Source organism: Azospirillum sp. B2RO_4 (genome assembly GCF_051124815.1).
Classification (GTDB): Bacteria; Pseudomonadota; Alphaproteobacteria; order Azospirillales; family Azospirillaceae; genus Azospirillum.
The window spans coordinates 363188-379217 of the sequence record NZ_CP118486.1 but is presented as its reverse complement, the minus strand read 5'-3'; the positions used below and the strand labels follow the sequence as shown (position 1 = coordinate 379217).

At 69.5% G+C, this 16030-nt stretch carries 16 protein-coding genes; 15 read left to right on the top strand and 1 reads right to left on the bottom strand.

Going from position 1 to position 16030, the window contains the following annotated elements:
• Positions 1-59: 59 nt before the first annotated feature.
• From PWS46_RS15795 to PWS46_RS15770, 6 genes are read left to right on the top strand one after another with little or no spacing between them, the layout of a single operon-like run.
• Entirely contained in the window at positions 60-977 is a 918-nt protein-coding gene (locus PWS46_RS15795) for an ABC transporter permease (protein ID WP_434621989.1), read from the top strand.
• Positions 974-1900, top strand: a complete 927-nt coding sequence (locus PWS46_RS15790) for an ABC transporter permease (RefSeq protein ID WP_434621987.1) — start codon at positions 974-976, stop codon at positions 1898-1900. The genes PWS46_RS15795 and PWS46_RS15790 overlap by 4 nt, the downstream gene beginning before the upstream one ends.
• 5 nt (positions 1901-1905) lie before the next feature.
• The gene (locus tag PWS46_RS15785) at positions 1906-2883 is read left to right on the top strand and encodes an ABC transporter ATP-binding protein (protein ID WP_434621985.1); all 978 of its coding nucleotides are present in this window, start codon (positions 1906-1908) and stop codon (positions 2881-2883) included.
• 13 nt (positions 2884-2896) lie between these two features.
• On the top strand, positions 2897-3850 hold the full coding sequence (locus tag PWS46_RS15780) for an ABC transporter ATP-binding protein (RefSeq protein WP_434621983.1): 954 nt from the start codon (positions 2897-2899) through the stop codon (positions 3848-3850).
• A 29-nt stretch (positions 3851-3879) separates the two neighbouring features.
• Positions 3880-5313, top strand: a complete 1434-nt coding sequence (locus PWS46_RS15775) for a M20 family metallopeptidase (protein ID WP_434621981.1) — start codon at positions 3880-3882, stop codon at positions 5311-5313.
• Positions 5310-6473: a M20 family metallopeptidase gene (locus PWS46_RS15770; protein ID WP_434621979.1), complete on the top strand. Its 1164-nt coding sequence runs from the start codon at positions 5310-5312 to the stop codon at positions 6471-6473. Before PWS46_RS15775 ends, PWS46_RS15770 begins: the two co-directional genes overlap by 4 nt.
• Positions 6474-6626: 153 nt before the next feature.
• On the opposite strand, the gene PWS46_RS15765 is transcribed toward PWS46_RS15770, so the two are convergent.
• Entirely contained in the window at positions 6627-7646 is a 1020-nt protein-coding gene (locus PWS46_RS15765) for a 1-aminocyclopropane-1-carboxylate deaminase (protein WP_434621977.1), read from the bottom strand.
• Positions 7647-7785: 139 nt separating this feature from the next.
• Between PWS46_RS15765 and PWS46_RS15760 the strand changes: the two genes are divergently transcribed.
• The 9 genes from PWS46_RS15760 (at position 7786) to PWS46_RS15720 (ending at position 15908) form a co-directional block, all read left to right on the top strand.
• Positions 7786-8265 carry an Lrp/AsnC family transcriptional regulator gene (locus PWS46_RS15760; RefSeq protein WP_434622055.1) on the top strand — a complete coding sequence of 160 codons (480 nt, stop codon included), beginning with the start codon at positions 7786-7788 and terminating at the stop codon, positions 8263-8265.
• 101 nt (positions 8266-8366) lie between these two features.
• A complete protein-coding gene (locus PWS46_RS15755; RefSeq protein ID WP_434621975.1) occupies positions 8367-8705 on the top strand; it encodes a hypothetical protein in 339 nt (112 codons plus the stop codon).
• A gap of 188 nt (positions 8706-8893) precedes the next feature.
• Complete coding sequence (locus PWS46_RS15750; RefSeq protein WP_434621973.1) at positions 8894-9328, top strand: DUF4399 domain-containing protein; 435 nt, start codon at positions 8894-8896, stop codon at positions 9326-9328.
• Between the two features lie 39 nt (positions 9329-9367).
• Positions 9368-9937, top strand: a complete 570-nt coding sequence (locus PWS46_RS15745) for a DUF4399 domain-containing protein (protein WP_434621971.1) — start codon at positions 9368-9370, stop codon at positions 9935-9937.
• Between the two features lie 69 nt (positions 9938-10006).
• Positions 10007-11566, top strand: a complete 1560-nt coding sequence (locus tag PWS46_RS15740; RefSeq protein WP_434621969.1) for a DUF4384 domain-containing protein — start codon at positions 10007-10009, stop codon at positions 11564-11566.
• Between the two features lie 116 nt (positions 11567-11682).
• Complete coding sequence (locus PWS46_RS15735) at positions 11683-12468, top strand: OmpA family protein (protein WP_434621967.1); 786 nt, start codon at positions 11683-11685, stop codon at positions 12466-12468.
• A 26-nt stretch (positions 12469-12494) separates the two neighbouring features.
• The gene (locus PWS46_RS15730; protein WP_434621965.1) at positions 12495-12851 is read left to right on the top strand and encodes a hypothetical protein; all 357 of its coding nucleotides are present in this window, start codon (positions 12495-12497) and stop codon (positions 12849-12851) included.
• Between the two features lie 26 nt (positions 12852-12877).
• Entirely contained in the window at positions 12878-14005 is a 1128-nt protein-coding gene (locus PWS46_RS15725; protein WP_434621963.1) for a DUF4384 domain-containing protein, read from the top strand.
• A 7-nt stretch (positions 14006-14012) separates the two neighbouring features.
• Positions 14013-15908, top strand: a complete 1896-nt coding sequence (locus PWS46_RS15720) for a CHASE2 domain-containing protein (RefSeq protein WP_434621961.1) — start codon at positions 14013-14015, stop codon at positions 15906-15908.
• Positions 15909-16030: the final 122 nt, after the last annotated feature.

Here is a 16030-nt window from a genome sequence, read left to right as displayed (position 1 = left end):
GGCATGGTTGAAGGCCGGCCCGCAGCGTCCCTCCGCACGCTCCTTTTCAGGAGACCGCCATGCTCGCCTTCCTGCTTCGCCGGCTCGCCGTGGCGCTGTCGGTGGTGCTGACCGTATCGGTCATCGCCTTCCTGCTTCTGCATCTGTCGGGCGACCTCGCCACCGATCTCGCCGGTCCCGAAGCCTCGCCCGAACAGGTGGCGCAGGTGCGGGCCGAATACGGCCTGGACCAGCCCCTCGCCGTCCAGTACGGCCATTGGCTGGCCGGGGCCGTCCGCTTCGATTTCGGCCAGTCCTTCTATTTCCGGGAGTCGGTGGCGTCGCTGGTCGGCGACCGCATCCCGATCACACTGAAACTCGGCGCCATCGCGCTCGGCCTCGCCCTGCTGTTCGCCATCCCACTGGGGGCACTGGCCGCCGTGAAGCGCGGAAGCTGGTTCGACCGCGCGAGTCTGGCCTTCTGCGCGCTGGGGCAGGCGGTGCCGACCTTCTGGCTCGGCCTGACGCTCATCATCATCTTCTCGGTCAACCTGCGCTGGCTGCCGGTGTCGGGCAACGCGACCTGGAGCCATTACGTGCTGCCGTCGGTGGCGCTCGGCTGGTACGCGATCCCGGCGGTGATGCGGCTGACCCGCAACGGCATGCTGGACGTGATGGCGTCCGACTATATCCGGACGGCACGCGCCAAGGGGCTGCGCCCGAAGACGGTCATCTTCAAGCATGCGCTGCGCAACGCGGTGGTGCCGGTGGTGGCGCTGGCGGCGGTGCAGTTCGGCTTCATGCTCGGCGGCTCCATCGTGGTCGAGGCGGTCTTCTCGATGCAGGGGCTGGGGCAACTCGCCTGGGAAGCCATCGGGCGCAAGGATTTCCCGGTCGTCCAGGCCATCGTGATGCTGCTGGCCACGATCTACATCCTGCTGACCTTCCTCGCCGACATCCTCAACGCCTGGCTGGACCCAAGGATCCGCGTCGCATGAGCACCACGAGCGCTTCAGGTGCCGCCGCCACGGCCACAGCCGGGTTCGACGCCGTTCCGGTCCGCCGGTCGCCGCTGGCCCGCTTCACCAAACGGGCGGCCCGTCATCCCGGTTTCCTGGCCGGTGCCTTCATACTCGCCGTCATCCTCGTCATGTCGATCGGCGCGCCGCTGTTCACCGCCCACGATCCCTATGCGCAGGACATCTCCAAGCGGCTGATCCCGCCGATCTGGCACGCCAAGGGAACCTGGGAACATTGGCTGGGCACCGACAAGCTGGGGCGCGACTATTTCGCCCGGCTGCTCTACGGCGGGCGCATCTCGCTGATGATCGGTGCTGCGACGGTGCTGCTGTCGGGCGCCATCGGCACGGCGCTGGGCGTCGCCGCCGGCTTCTTCGGCGGGCGGGTCGATATGTTTATCGGCTACATCATCAATGTGCGCCTCGCCCTGCCGGTAGTGCTGGTGGCGCTGGCGGTGGCGGCCCTGGTCGGCACCTCGCTGAACACGGTGATCGTCGTGCTGGGACTGCTGCTGTGGGACCGCTTCGCCGTGGTGGCGCGGTCGACGACGCAGCAGATCGCCCATGCCGATTTCGTCGCGGCGGCCCGCGCCATCGGCTGCTCGACGCGGCTGATCGTCTTTTCGGAAGTGCTGCCCAACATCATCAACCCGCTGATCGTGGTCGCCACGCTGGAGATGGCCCATGCCATCCTGCTGGAGGCGGCGCTGTCCTTCCTGGGTCTTGGCGTACAGCCGCCGCTGCCGTCCTGGGGCCTGATGATCTCGGAGGGCAAGCAGTACATGTTCTTCAGCCCCTGGGTCATCACCATCCCCGGCGTGGCGCTGGTGGCGCTGGTCCTGGGCATCAACCTTCTGGGCGACGGCCTGCGCGACGTCACCGCCCCCGACAACCGGAGCTGACGGCCATGCCCCTGCTCGACGTCGACAATTTGACCATCCAGATCCCGACCGAGGCCGGACTGCTGAACGCCGTCAACGGGGTGTCCTTCACGCTGGAGCGCGGCGAGACGCTGGCCATCGTCGGGGAGAGCGGGTCGGGCAAGTCGCTGACCTCTCTGGCCCTGATGGATCTGCTGCCGTCCAGGGCGGTGCGCAAGGCGCGGACCATGCGCTTCGACGGCATCGACCTGATGACGGTCGGCCAGCGCAAGATGGAGGATCTGCGCGGCGACCGCATGGCGATGATCTTCCAGGAGCCGATGACCTCGCTGAACCCGGCCTACACCGTCGGCGACCAGCTGATCGAGGCGCTGCGGCGCCATCGTCCGGTCAGCCGGGCGGTGGCGCGGGAGCGGGCGGTCCATCTGCTGGAGCGGGTCGGCATCACCGCCGCCGCCTCACGCCTCGGACAATATCCGCACCAGCTGTCGGGCGGCCTGCGCCAGCGGGTGATGATCGCCATGGGGCTGATGTGCGAACCGGATCTGATCATCGCCGACGAGCCGACCACCGCGCTGGACGTGACGATCCAGGCGCAGATCCTGATGCTGCTGCGCGACATCCAGCGCGAGTTCGGCATGGGGCTGATCCTGGTCACCCACGATCTGGGCGTGGTCGCCCGCGTCGCCACCAAGGTGGCGGTGATGTATGCCGGCCGTCTGGTGGAGACCGGCCCGGTCGAGGCGGTGTTCGGCGCCCCCAGCCACCCCTACACCCAGGGGCTGCTGCGCGCCATCCCGGTCCCCGGCCGCACCCGCCCCGGCGAGCCGCTGGGCACCATTCCGGGGCAGGTGCCGAATCTGATCGGCCCGCTGACCGGCTGCGCCTTCCGCAACCGCTGCGACCACGCCACCGACGCCTGCGCCGCCGCCATTCCGGAACGGGATCTCGGCCCAGGCCACCGCATGGCCTGCGTGCTCGACCCCGTCGCCACCGCTGCATGACCGGAGACCGACAATGACCGTTCCGGTGCTCGAACTCGAAAACGTCACCAAGATCTATCCGGTGCCGCAGGGGATGTTCAAACCCAGGGCGATGCTGACCGCCGTCGGCGGGGTGTCGCTGACCGTCGCCCGCGGCGAGGTCCACGCGCTGGTCGGCGAAAGCGGGTCCGGCAAATCGACGCTGGCGAAGCTGCTGCTCGGCCTGACCAAGCCGACCTCCGGCGAGATCCGCATCGACGGCGTGCCCATCGCCAAGACCGACCGGCGGGAGGTGGCGCGCCGCATCCAGCCGGTGTTCCAGGACCCCTATTCCTCGCTGAACCCGCGCAAGTCGGTGGCTGACCTGATCGCCCTGCCGCTGGTCGCCCACCGCATCGGCACGTCGGAAAGCCGGCAGAAGACGGTGGCGGAGATGCTGGACGCGGTCGGGCTGCCGCGCCGGATGATCGACGCCTATCCCGGTCAGATGTCGGGCGGCCAGCGCCAGCGCGTCGCCATCGCCCGCGCGCTGGTGATGAAGCCGGACGTGCTGATCTGCGACGAGCCGACCTCGGCGCTCGACGTGTCGGTGCAGGCGCAGATCCTGAACCTGCTGATGGATCTGAAGCGCGAGTTCAAGCTGACCTACTTCTTCATCAGCCACAACCTCGCGGTGGTCGAGCATCTGGCCGACCGGGTGGCGGTGATGTATCTCGGCCGCATCGTCGAGGAACGCGGGCGCGAGGCGCTGTTCACCCACGCCAGCCATCCCTATTCCCGCGCGCTGCTCGACTGCGTGCTGACGCCCGATCCGACGCTGGGCATGCCCGACACGGTGATTTCCGGCTCCTTCCCCAACCCGATCGCGCCGCCGTCCGGCTGCGCCTTCCACCCGCGCTGTCCGCGCGCCACCGACCGCTGCCACTCCGTTGCCCCCGGCCCCGTGCCGGTCGCGGACGGCGTCGCCGCCTGCCATTACGCCAATTGACGACCCATCCCCCACACCCGAGTTCCGCCATGACCCAACAGCCATCGCGTGACGGCGCCATTGCGCGCGCCGCCCATCATTTCGCGTCCGGCGCCTTTCTGGCCGACCTGACGCGGCGTGTCGCCATCAAGTCGGAAAGCCAGTCCTCCGACCGTGGGGCGGAGCTGCATGCCTATCTGGACGAGGAGATGATCCCGTCGCTGGGCAAGCTCGGCTTCACCGGCACCATCGTGGAGAATCCGGTCGTCGGGCGCGGGCCGTTCCTGATCGCCGAACGCCATGAGGCCGACCATCTGCCGACCGTGCTGATCTACGGCCATGGCGACGTGGTGCCGGGCCATGAGGGGCGCTGGCGCGACGGCATCGACCCGTGGACGGTGACGGTGGTCGGCGACCGCTGGTACGGACGCGGCACTGCCGACAACAAGGGCCAGCATTCCGTCAACATCGCGGCGCTGGCCCAGGTGATGGAAGAGCGCGGCGGCAGCCTGGGATTCAACGCCAAGTTCGTGATCGAGATGGGCGAGGAGGCGGGATCGCCCGGCCTGCGCGCGCTGGCGGAAAGCCATGGCGAGGATCTCTCCGCCGACGTGCTGATCGCATCGGACGGGCCGCGGGTGATCGCCGAGCGGCCGACGGTGTTCCTGGGCTCGCGCGGCGCCATCAATTTCGAGATGACGGTGGATCTGCGCAAGGGCGCCCACCATTCCGGCAACTGGGGCGGGCTGCTTGCCAATCCCGGCACCATCCTCGCCAACGCCATCGCCTCGCTGATCGACGGGCAGGGGCGGATCAAGCTGGATGCGCTGAAGCCGGCCGGCATCCCGTCGGCGGTCAAGGCCGCCATCGCCGACCTGTCCGTCGGCGGCGGGCCGAACGATCCGGAGATCGACCGCGACTGGGGCGAGCCGGGCCTGACGCCGGAGGAACGGGTGTTCGGCTGGAACGCGCTGGAGGTGCTGGCCTTCGAGACCGGCAATCCGCGCGCGCCGGTCAATGCCGTGCCCGGCATCGCCAAGGCGACGCTGCAGCTGCGTTTCGTCGTCGGCACCGATCCGGCGACGGTGATCGACGCTGTGCGTGCCCATCTCGCCGCCAACGGCTTCGACCGGGTGCAGGTCACGCCCAGCCGCATGGAGGCCTTCACCGCCACCCGCCTCGATCCCAACGACCCGTGGGTGGGCTGGGCGCTGGATTCGCTGGCGCGGACCACGGGCAAGAAGCCGGCGCTGCTGCCCAACCTGGGCGGCTCGATCCCCAACGACGTCTTCTCCGAGATTCTGGGGTTGCCGACCATCTGGGTGCCGCATTCCTACCCCGCCTGTTCCCAGCACGCGCCGGACGAGCATCTGCTGGCGCCGGTCGTCGAGGAGGCCCTGCGGGTGATGGCCGGGCTGTTCTGGGACCTGGGTGAGACCGGTCCCGCCATCGCAGACGCCCGCAAGGAGGCCCGCCGCGCATGACCCCGCTCGCGCAACGCGCCAGCGACTGGCTGGCAACCCGCCGCGCGGAGATGGAGGATATGCTCCAGCGCATCGTCGACATCGATTCCGGCAGCCGCGACGGCGCCGGCATCGATGCGGTCGGCGACATCATGGCCGCGATGCTGGAGACCGACGGCATCGCCGTGACGCGCTTCCCCAACGAGACCTACGGCGCCGTGCTGAAGGCCGACATTCCCGGCAACATTCCCGGTAACGGGGGCGGGGCGCCGGTGCTGGTGATGGGGCACCGCGACACCGTCTATCCCAAGGGGACGGTGGCGGCCCGGCCCTTCACCCGCGACGGCGACACCGCGCGCGGGCCGGGGGTGGCCGACATGAAGGGCGGGCTGGTCGTCGACGTCTTCGTGCTGCGGGCGTTGAAGGCGGCGGGCGGCACCGGCTTTCCGCTGATCGGCCTGTTCACCGCCGACGAGGAGATCGGCTCGCCGTCCGGCCGCAAGATCATCGAGGAGGTGGCGCGCGGGGCCCGCGCCGCCTTCAACGCCGAGCCGGGGCGGGTGTCCGGCAATGTGGTCACCGCGCGCAAGGGCGGGCTGACGCTGGACATCACGGTGACCGGACGGGCGGCGCATTCCGGCGTCAACCATGCCGACGGGGCCAGCGCCATCGGCGCGCTGGCGGCGAAGATCACCGCGCTGCACGCGCTAACCGACTATCCCAGCGGCATCACCACCAATGTCGGGGTCATCCGCGGCGGCCGGACCCACAACACCGTCGCCGACCATGCGGAGGCCGCGCTGGACATCCGCTTCCGCTCGGTCGAGCAGTTGGACGGGATCCTGGCGCGGGTGGAAGCGATCCTGGCGGCGGAGGACGTGCCGGGCACCAGCGCGAGCTACCAGCGGGGGCATCTGTTCATGCCGCTGGAGGAACAGCACTCGGCCGATCTGTTCGCCCGTTACAAGGCGGCGGCGGCGGAAGTCGGATTCGAGGTGGATGGCGAGTTCACCGGCGGCTGCGCGGATTCCGGCTTCACCGGGGCGCTGGGCGTGCCGTCGCTGTGCGGGCTGGGGCCGGTCGGCGGAGCGGCCCATACGGAGCGGGAATGGTGCCGGCTCGAAACGCTGGTGCCGCGCGCCCAGGCGCTGGCGGTCACGATCGCGGGGCTGGAGGGGTAGATTTAGGTGCGTGTTTCCCCCTCTCCCCCCTGGGGAGAGGGGCGGGGTGAGGGGGATGCACAGGGGAAGATTCTCGAGAATCCTCCCCGCGTTCCCCCCTCACCCTAACCCTCTCCCCGGGGGGGAGAGGGGATCTTCCTTTGGGAGAGAGACTCAGCCGTTGCGATACGTATAGCTGTAGCCGTTCAGCGCCGGGGCGCCGCCGAGATGGGCGTAGAGGACCTTCGAGCCTTCGGGGAAATAACCACGCTTCACGAGGTCGATCATGCCCTGCATCGACTTGCCCTCATAGACCGGGTCGGTGATCATCGCCTCGGTGCGGGCGGCAAGGCGGATGGCCTCGTTGGTCTCGGCGCTCGGCACGCCGTAGGCCGGATAGGCGTAGTCTTCGAGGATGACGATCTCGTCGTCGCGGACCTTGCGGCCGAGTTCGACCAGTTCGGCGGTGTTGTCGACGATCTGGCGGACCTGGGCGCGGGTCTGTTCCGGGGTGCCGGAGGCGTCGATGCCGATGACGCGGTCGGCGCGGTCGTCGGCGGCGAAGCCGACGATCATGCCGCCCTGGGTCGAACCGGTGACCACGCAGACGACGATGTAGTCGAACTTGAAGCCGAGGTCGGCCTCCTGCTTGCGGACCTCCTCGGCGAAGTTGACGTAACCGAGACCGCCGTACTTGTGGACGGAACCGCCGGCCGGAATGCCGTAGGGCTTGCCGCCGGCATCCTTCACCGACTGGATGGCGTCCTCCCAGCTCTTGCGGATGCCGATGTCGAAGCCGTCCGAAACGATGCGGCTGTCGGCGCCCATCAGGCGGGTCAGCAGGATGTTGCCGACGCGGTCATAGACGGCATCCTCGTGCGGGACCCAGCTTTCCTGGACCACCACGCACTTCATGCCGAGCTTCGCCGCGGTCGCCGCCACCATGCGGGTGTGGTTCGACTGCACGCCGCCGATCGACACCAGCGTGTCGGCACCGGCCGCGATGGCGTCGGGAATGATGTATTCCAGCTTGCGCAGCTTGTTGCCGCCCATGGCGAGGCCCGAGTTGCAGTCGTCGCGCTTGGCGTAGATCTCGACCTTGCCGCCGAGCGCCTCGGTCAGGCGCGGCAGATGTTCGATGGGCGTCGGGCCGAAGGTGAGCGGATAACGTTCGAAACGATCGAGGCGCAGCATGGCGGGGCTCCACTGTCTAGGTGAAGGGACGGTATCACCGGTGAAATGAAAGGTGCTCTCGAACTTCGCTGGCGAATTGCCGCCAAACGCCCATAGAGTGACATCCGATGATTGGATTTGTGCAAAAGCCGGGGCTGAAATGAGAGAAACGTCCACATCAGATGGGCTGAGTCCCGCGGATCGCAAAATTCTCCAGCATCTTCAACGGGATGGCCGGATAACGAACGCCGATCTGGCGGCGGCGGTGAATCTCAGCCCGGCCACCTGCCACCGCCACACCCAGCGCCTGTTCGCCGAGGGCTACATCCGCTCCGTCCGGGCGGAGATCGAGCCGGCGAAGGTGGATCGCGGCACGCTGGTGATGGTCGGTGTCGAGTTGGACCGCTCCACCCCGGAGAGCTTTGCCGAGTTCGAGCGGGCGATCCGCAAGCTGCCCTTCGTCCTCGACTGCCATCTGGTTGCCGGGGATTTCGATTTCTTCCTGAAGATCCGGGTCAGCGACATTGCGGATTTCAACCGCCTGCACGGGCAGGAACTGATCGCGCTGCCCGGCGTGCGGCAGACGCGCACCTTCTTCGTCATGAAGGAAGTGATCGACAACGCGATGCTGGATTTCTGAATCCATCGGCACCTGTGGCGCAGGCCACAGCGGACCGCAGGTGGTTGCGGCAGGATGGGCGTCTCCCCCGGCTTCGTCCCTTTTCGCGGAGGAAACGCCCGATGCGCCGCCTTGCCGCCGTCATGCTTTGCCTGTCCGTCCTGGTAACGATTCCTACCGCAATCCGGCCGGCCTCCGCGTTCGAGGTGCAGTCCGGCGGCATCCCGCTGTCGGCAGCCGCCGTCTCCATGCTGGCGAACCGGGGCGGCGCCGCGCAGCCGACCGCCAGCGGTGCCGGCGGCGCATTCCCGCCCTGGATGGGCAGTGGCAGAAGCCAGGTGGTCGGCGCCGGGCTGCCGGGAATGAAGGGCGTCGGCTTGCCGCCGCCAGGCCGGGCGGCAGGTGCGGGTGTGCCGGATCGGGCGGCGATGAACGAGCAGCTGTTCGGGATCCGGCGCTGAGCGGCGATGGCCGCAATGATGGGGAAGACGGCCTCATTTCTCCGCCTATTCGGAAGAAGGAGCCGCAGAACCGGCTCGTTTTCCAACGGGATGGGATTACCCAAGAATTCGGGGGGACCCTGCTTCCCGGCGGAAGACTAAGATCGAGGTCATCGGACAAAGGGCAATGAAGAACACAGGGGGACATCATGCTGCGGACTGCCATGATCGCAGTCGGCGCCCTGCTGCTTCTGCCGCTGTTTCTGGCTGGGCAGGGAATGGCCGACCGGGCGAAAGCGCCCGAAGACGCGCGTGCCTACATCCTGTGGCCTCCCAACGGGGCGGTCATCAACGGCGGGAAGCTCTGGGTGCGGATGGGGCTCCAGAACATGGGGGTGGCGCCGGCCGGCATCAGCCATGCCGACACCGGACACCATCACCTGCTGGTCGACACCGACCTGCAGAACCCGGACGAGCCGATCCCCAACGACAAGCAGCACCTGCATTTCGGCGCCGGCCAGACCGAGGCGCGGCTGGAGCTTCCGCCGGGGGTCCACACGCTGCAGATGGTGCTGGGCGACGCCGAGCATGTTCCGCACAACCCGCCGGTGATGTCGGACAAGGTGACCATCACCGTCCGCTGACCGGTCCCATCCGGGTTCATGTCCGCCAGGGAGGGCACCATGAAGACAGGATTCCCAAATTTTGCGACCGGCCCCGCACCTTGGGCCGCCCGGATGGCGGTGCTTTGGGCGGCGCTGGCGGTCGCACCGCTGGTCTGCGCGGCGAGCCCGACGGCTGCCGAGCAGGCGTCATCCGCACACAGCGCGGATCATAAGGCCGATCCGAACGCCAGCACCGCTCCACAGCGGACGCCCGGCCGCAAGGATGCCTGGCTCTACATCGGCTGGCCCAACAACGGCGAGGTGGTTGGCACGCGGTTCAAGGTGTGGTTCGGGCTGCGCAATTTCGGCGTCGCGCCGGCCGGCGTGCGCAAGGACGGCACCGGTCACCATCACCTGCTGATCGACACCGACCTGAAGAATTTCGACGAGCCGATCCCCAACGACAAGCAACACCTGCATTTCGGCAAGGGCCAGACCGAGACGGTGCTGGAACTGCCGCCCGGCCGTCACACGCTGCAATTGGTCCTGGCCGATGCCGACCATATGCCGCACGACCCGCCGATCATGTCGAAGAAGATCACCATCACCGTTCGCGCCGACCGGGGCCAGCAGCTGTCGGAGCGGTGACGGTCCGAAGCCGCAACGCTTGAAACCGACGGCGGGACCGGACGCACCAACCCAGAGGAGACAGCGCCGATGAGCATGGTCCGGGTCCTTGGTTCCGTCGCGCTTTCCGCCGGGCTGACGCTGGCACTGGGCGGCTGCTTCACTTCCGGCGAGATGGCGCGCGTGGTGCAGCAGCCGAAGACACCGGCGGTGCGCACCATCAGCAGCTTCAGCGAGGCGCTGCGCTGCATGGACAGGCTGCTGTGGACCCACGGCAAGCGCGACATCTACATCACCGCCAACGGCCTGCCCGACGCCACCGGCCGGGTGGCCGGCGGCACCAAGGAGATGCTGATTACCGCCGTCTCCCGCATGTCGGAGACCTCCAACGCCTTCCGCTTCGTCGATTTCGAACCGGCGCTGGACGACGTCAACGCGCTGTATTGGATGATCGGTGTGCAGCCGAACTTCCGCGCGCCGTCTTATTACATCCGCGGCGCCATCACCCAGCTGGACGACAATGTGGTCAGCGAGGCGGCGGGGGCGGGGCTGTCGCTGCCCAAGCTGGACATCGGCGTGTCGGCCGATCAGGTGGTGTCGATGGTCTCGGTCGACCTGAATGTCGGGGAGCTGGTGACCCGTCAGATCATCCCCGGCATGTCGGCGTCCAATACGCTGGCCGTGGTGTCGTCGGGGCGCGGGGCGGATGCCGGCGGGGTGATCGGCAAGGCCGGCCTGTCCTTCAACATCTCGCTGAACCGGTCGGAGGGGCTGCATCAGGGTGTGCGCACGCTGGTCGAACTCAGCACCATCGAGGTGCTGGGCAAGCTGACCCGCGTGCCCTATTGGCAATGCCTGGGCATCGACCAGACCAACCCCGCCTTCATGGCGGAGGCGCGCGGCTGGTTCGACGGCATGGCGCCGGCGGAGCGCGTCACCTTCACCCAGCGCGCGCTGTCGGCGCAGGGCTATTACGACGGGCCGGTCAACGGGCAGCTCGACCAGCGAACCGCGGAAGCCGTCGGGCGTTTCCAGGCCGACCATGACCTGATCGCCACCGGCCGCATCGATTTCGACCTCTACCAACGCCTGCTCGCCAAACCGCCGGGCGAGGGCGGGGCTCCGCCGGCCCGGCTGCAGAGCGTCAGCAATGCCGGCGGCGAAGGGCTGCCGCGCGCCCAGCCGTCGCCGGCCCGGCTCGACCTGCTGCTGTCGTCGGATCGTGGGCCGGCACCGCGCTACCGCGCCGGGGAGGCGCTTGTCGTGCGGATGCAGCCGACGGCGGACGGCTTCGTCTATTGCTATTACCGCGATGCCGCCGGCACGGTCTCCCGCATCTTCCCCAACCGTTTCCAGCCCGACGCCTTCGTCGAGGCCGGCCGGCAGGTGGAGGTCCCGCCCGGCGTGCAGAAGCCCTTCAACCTGCGCATGGACCGGCCGGGGGCGGAGGAGACTGTGGCCTGCGTGCTGTCCCACGACGAGATCGGCGTGCGCATCCCGGAAGCGTTCAAAAGCGAGGACCTGCAGCCCATTCCCGGCGCCGCCCTGGACGACGTCATCAACGCCTTCGCCACGGCGAAGGGAAGCGACGCCCGCGCCAAGCGGCTGACGGTGAAGGTGCTGCCCGGCACGCTGGCGCAGGGGGAGTGAGGCTCCGGTCATTTCGGAAAAGGGGGCCGACTGTTGGCCGGCTCACAGCGCGGGGGGTGGGGGTGGCGCTAGAACCAGGGGCAACGCCGTTCCTTCTCCTGCCCATGGAGCCTCACATGACCAAATCCACTCTGTCCCATGTTCTGCCCCGCGTTCTGGCCGCCACCCTGCCGATGCTGGCCGTCTGGGCCGGTTCGGCGTCCGCCCAGACGGTGGAGGGCTCCGGCCAGTCGAAGGTGCTGATGTTCGACCGGCCGCCCAGCGTGGAGGAACTGCGCGAGGTGGTGGCGCCGGAGCCGAAGATCCGCACCCGCAGCATCGAGATCATCGGCGGCGCGGCCGGTGCCGCCGCCAGGCGCCCCCGCCCCATCGACGAGATCAATTACGGCACGGCGCCCCTGCCACAGGCGGCTCCCCAGGCGGAGATGCAGCCGGTCGCCCAGCCCGCTCCACAGCCGGCACCGAGCCGTCCCGCGCACAGGCAGCGCCGGCAGGAGGCGCGGATGGAAGCCGCCGCCGCGCCGCCGGCTGCCGCCGAACCGCCGGCCACTGCGGAACAGGAAGCGGCGCCTCAGGCTTTCGGCTTCCGCATCAACTTCGCCCTCAATTCGGCGGAGATCCCGGCGGAGTCCGCCTCCTACATCGACGCCGTCGGGGCGCTGATGAAGGAGGATCCGAACCTGGGGCTGACGGTGGAGGGCCACACCGACGCCAGCGGCAGCCTCGCCTACAACATGCTGCTTTCGCAGCGCCGCGCGGTGTCGGTGGGCGAGTATCTGGTCCGCGTCCACCAGATCGATCCCAAGCGCATCACCGTCGACGGCAAGGGGCCGAGCGAACCGCTCGCCGCCAACCCCTATGACGGCCGCAACCGGCGCGTCGAATTCAAGCCGACCCATTGAGCGGCGGCCGGAACGGAGGGGATGTCATGAAGCACGCCTTGCTCCTCGCTATTTGCCTAGGTCTTGCTGCGGTTGGCGTCGCCTCCACCGGGGCCGATGCCACGGTGGTCCGGAAAAAGGATGGCGAGACCTCCGGGGCCGCGAGCGGCGGCGTCGACATCGCCCCCGCCGGCAAAAAGGTCCGCGTTCAATGCTGGCAGGACGGCCACAAGATCATCGACGAAGCGGACCTCGCCGTCGTCTCGCTCAGCATCGCCAGCCAGATGAACGGGCTGCGCTTCCGCCGCAACGGCGCGACGGACGGGGCGGTGTCGGTGGTGACGCAGTCGCGCACCGCCTGCCTGCTCTCACCCGATGAGGGAAGGGCGCGAAGCCGCGACTGATTCCCCGAAACCGGAAGGTGACCATCATGTTCAATCGATCCCTTTCCAAAGCACTTGGCACCGCCGCGATCCTGGCATTGGGTTGCGGTCAGGCCGCGGCGGCGGAGGCCGTCGTCGTGTCGTCCAGCGCACCCGGCTTCGTCCAGGGCCAACTCGTCGCCGACGGGCAGGCCCTGCGGCTTCCCGATGGGGCGAACGCGACGCTGTTGTTCGCGAACGGCAGGCTGCTGCGGCTGCGCGGCCCCTATGACGGGGTGCCGGGCGACATGACCGACAGCGCGGTTTCGGCCCGTGCCGGCCCCGGCGACGACCGCTTCATGCAGAGCGACCTGGGTGCGGCGCGCGCCCTGGGGAACCCGCTGGACGCGGCGCTGGATCGGGCGCTGGCAATCGACCCGTCGGTGTCCGGCGTCCAGTGCGTCAAGGCGGGAAGCCCGCCCGCGCTGCGCCGCCCGGCGGAGCCTGGGCTGGACCGCCTGACGTTGCAGGACATGGCGGGCGGGGAGCGTGCAGCGGTGAGCTGGACGGACAATGGCCCGACGCCCTGGCCACGGACGCTGCCGCTGGCGGATGGGGCCGACATCGGCGCGCTGCGGCCGGATGGAACCCTGGTTGGCACGCTGCATGTCCGCATGGTTGGGGCAACGGGCGGGGCGGCGCTGGCGGTGGGCATGGCGTCGGCCGGCTGCGCCGGGCAGATCGCCGCGGCGATGGCGGGCCTGCGCGACGCGATGGTGCCGCTCGACCTCTTTCTCTCGGCGGATCGCGGCGGCGGACCCGCCTACCGGCCGGGCGAGGACATCCGCCTGCTGGTCCAGACCGACCGCGACGCCCATCTCTACTGCTATCTGCGCAACGCGCGCGCGCAACTGATTCCCATCTTCCCGGCCGGCGCCGCGATGAGCGCACGCGTGGCGGGCAATGTGCCGCTCAGCCTGTCGGGCGACCGCATGCCGCTGCGCGCCGGGGAGGGGCCTGCCGATCTGGAGGTGCGCTGCATCGCCGCCAGCCGCAATCTGGACGACGAGATGCCCGGCCGCGCCGCCGCCTTCCGCCCGCTGTCCGAGGATGCCGCCGTCCAGCTCGACCGCGCGGTGTCGCGCCTGCGCGAGACCGAGGTGGCCTCCGCCCACCTGTTCCTGAAGGTCCGGTGAGGGGCGCATGGACGGTGCGCCGGCGACACCGCGGGGAAGGCCGCATCCCTCTCCCATCGCCGGGCAGGCGGCGCACGATCGGCCGGCATCCGGCCGGCGCCGCTGGCCGGGCGGCTGGCTGGCCCTGGCCATCGTGCTGGGCAGCGCCCTGCTGGCGCTCGCCGCCGCGCGGCTGGTGCCGCCGCTGCGCACCGCCGACGAGAGCCTGGGCGATCGGCTGATCGCCACCGCCGCCCCGGCCCGGCCGCAGCATCCGGCCATCGCGCTGGTGCTGTTCGGGGAGGACAGCTTCGCCGGGCTCGCCTGCCGGTCGCCGGTGGATCGCGGCATGCTGGCCGACATCATCGGCGTGCTGGCGGCGGCACGGGTCCGCGCCATCGGCATCGACGTGCTGTTCGACCAGCCGACCTTGCCGGCGTTGGACGAGCGGCTGCGCCGCGCCATGCTGGGCGCGTCGGTCCCGGTGGTGGCGATCACCGCACTGGAGCAGACGCCGCTGACCGAGCGGCAGCGCCGTTTCCTCGGCGAATTCACCGACGGGCTGCCGCGCGGCCATGCCAATCTCGCCAAGGACCGGCTCGACGCCGCCGTGCGCTGGCACGTCCCCTTCGGCGGCGACGGCACGCCCAGCCTGCCGGTGCAACTCGCCCGGCTCGGCGGGGTGTCCGACGTGCCGGCGGAGCCGTTCCGCATCGACTGGCACGGCCGGCCCGACGGCGCCACCACCCCGTTCCCGATCTATCCCGCCGAGGCCGTCGCCGTGCTGCCGAAGAACTGGCTGACCGGGCGGACTGTGCTGGTCGGTACGGCGCTGGCCGGCATCGACCAGCACCGCACGCCGCTGTCGTCCGCCGGAGCCTCGACGCCGGGCGTGGAGATCGAGGCGCATGTGCTGGCCCAACTGCTGGACGGGCGGAGCAATCCGCGGCTTCCCGTCGCCGGGGAAGCGGCGCTCGCTCTGCTGATGGCGGCGGCGGGCGTGGCGCTGGCGATGGCCGGGCTGCCGCTGTGGCTGCTGGCCGCGGCGGGGCTGCTGGTTCCCGCCGCGGCCTGGGCCGGCTCGACGGCGCTGTTCGCGGCCGGCGGGCCGCTGGTGCCGCTGGTGGCGCCGTCGCTGGCCTGGGGCGCCGGCATCGCCGCCATGACGGTGCAGATGTCTCTGCGCGAACGGGCCGACCGGCGCGTCATGATGCAGCTGTTCGCCAACCATGTCTCCCAGCCGGTGGCGGAGGAGATCTGGAGGGAGCGCGCGACCTTCATGGCCGGCAACCGCCCGCGCCCGCAGCAGCTGACCGCCACCGTGCTGTTCTCCGACATCGAAGGCTTCACCACCATCTGCGAGGCGCTGGAACCGGAGCCGCTGATCCGCTGGCTGGAGGGCTATCTGGACGCCATGGTGCGCATCGTCACCGCCAACGAGGGGGTGGTGCTGCGTTTCGTCGGCGATGCGATCCTGGCTGTCTTCGGCGCGCCGGTCGCCCGCACCACCCAGGCGCAGATCGATGCCGATGCCTGCCGCGCCGTCCGCTGCGCCCTGCAGATGGGGCGGGAGCTGGAGGCGTTGAACCGCCGGTGGCGGGCGGAAGGGCTGCCGCCGGTCGGCATCCGCGTCGGCCTGTATACCGGCCCGCTGGTGGCCGGCAGCCTGGGCGGGTTGCGGCACAGCGAATATTCGCTGCTGGGCGACACCGCCAACACCGCCGCCCGCCTGGAAGCCTATGGCAAGATGGTGGACGCCCGATCCTCCCGCCATGCCCGCATCATCGTCGGCGATCCGACCTGGCAGGCGGTGCGCGACCGCTGCAAGGCGCTGCCCGTGGGGGAGGTGGCGCTGAAGGGCAAGACCAGGACGGTGCGGATCTGGCTGCTGATCGACGATGAGAATGCCGACGTCTGCGGGTGACGGGAGCCAGCATTCGGTTGCCGTTTATGAAGTAATCACTTCGGCATGCTACCTCCTCTTTTGCCAGGATCGGGCGGAAGGGGCGGATTGGCAATTGCCTCGTCCATGGGTATGCTTCTTCC

Excerpts from the sequence above, each read along its gene's own strand:
- PWS46_RS15770 (WP_434621979.1), top strand. The coding sequence starts at position 5,310 with ATGACCCCGCTCGCGCAACGCGCCAGCGACTGGCTGGCAACCCGCCGC.
- PWS46_RS15760 (WP_434622055.1), top strand. The coding sequence starts at position 7,786 with ATGAGAGAAACGTCCACATCAGATGGGCTGAGTCCCGCGGATCGCAAA.
- PWS46_RS15725 (WP_434621963.1), top strand. The coding sequence starts at position 12,878 with ATGTTCAATCGATCCCTTTCCAAAGCACTTGGCACCGCCGCGATCCTG.
- PWS46_RS15730 (WP_434621965.1), top strand. The coding sequence starts at position 12,495 with ATGAAGCACGCCTTGCTCCTCGCTATTTGCCTAGGTCTTGCTGCGGTT.
- PWS46_RS15750 (WP_434621973.1), top strand. The coding sequence starts at position 8,894 with ATGCTGCGGACTGCCATGATCGCAGTCGGCGCCCTGCTGCTTCTGCCG.
- PWS46_RS15740 (WP_434621969.1), top strand. The coding sequence starts at position 10,007 with ATGAGCATGGTCCGGGTCCTTGGTTCCGTCGCGCTTTCCGCCGGGCTG.
- PWS46_RS15780 (WP_434621983.1), top strand. The coding sequence starts at position 2,897 with ATGACCGTTCCGGTGCTCGAACTCGAAAACGTCACCAAGATCTATCCG.
- PWS46_RS15795 (WP_434621989.1), top strand. The coding sequence starts at position 60 with ATGCTCGCCTTCCTGCTTCGCCGGCTCGCCGTGGCGCTGTCGGTGGTG.
- PWS46_RS15755 (WP_434621975.1), top strand. The coding sequence starts at position 8,367 with ATGCGCCGCCTTGCCGCCGTCATGCTTTGCCTGTCCGTCCTGGTAACG.
- PWS46_RS15735 (WP_434621967.1), top strand. The coding sequence starts at position 11,683 with ATGACCAAATCCACTCTGTCCCATGTTCTGCCCCGCGTTCTGGCCGCC.
- PWS46_RS15720 (WP_434621961.1), top strand. The coding sequence starts at position 14,013 with ATGGACGGTGCGCCGGCGACACCGCGGGGAAGGCCGCATCCCTCTCCC.
- PWS46_RS15790 (WP_434621987.1), top strand. The coding sequence starts at position 974 with ATGAGCACCACGAGCGCTTCAGGTGCCGCCGCCACGGCCACAGCCGGG.
- PWS46_RS15775 (WP_434621981.1), top strand. The coding sequence starts at position 3,880 with ATGACCCAACAGCCATCGCGTGACGGCGCCATTGCGCGCGCCGCCCAT.
- PWS46_RS15745 (WP_434621971.1), top strand. The coding sequence starts at position 9,368 with ATGAAGACAGGATTCCCAAATTTTGCGACCGGCCCCGCACCTTGGGCC.
- PWS46_RS15765 (WP_434621977.1), bottom strand. The coding sequence starts at position 7,646 with ATGCTGCGCCTCGATCGTTTCGAACGTTATCCGCTCACCTTCGGCCCG.
- PWS46_RS15785 (WP_434621985.1), top strand. The coding sequence starts at position 1,906 with ATGCCCCTGCTCGACGTCGACAATTTGACCATCCAGATCCCGACCGAG.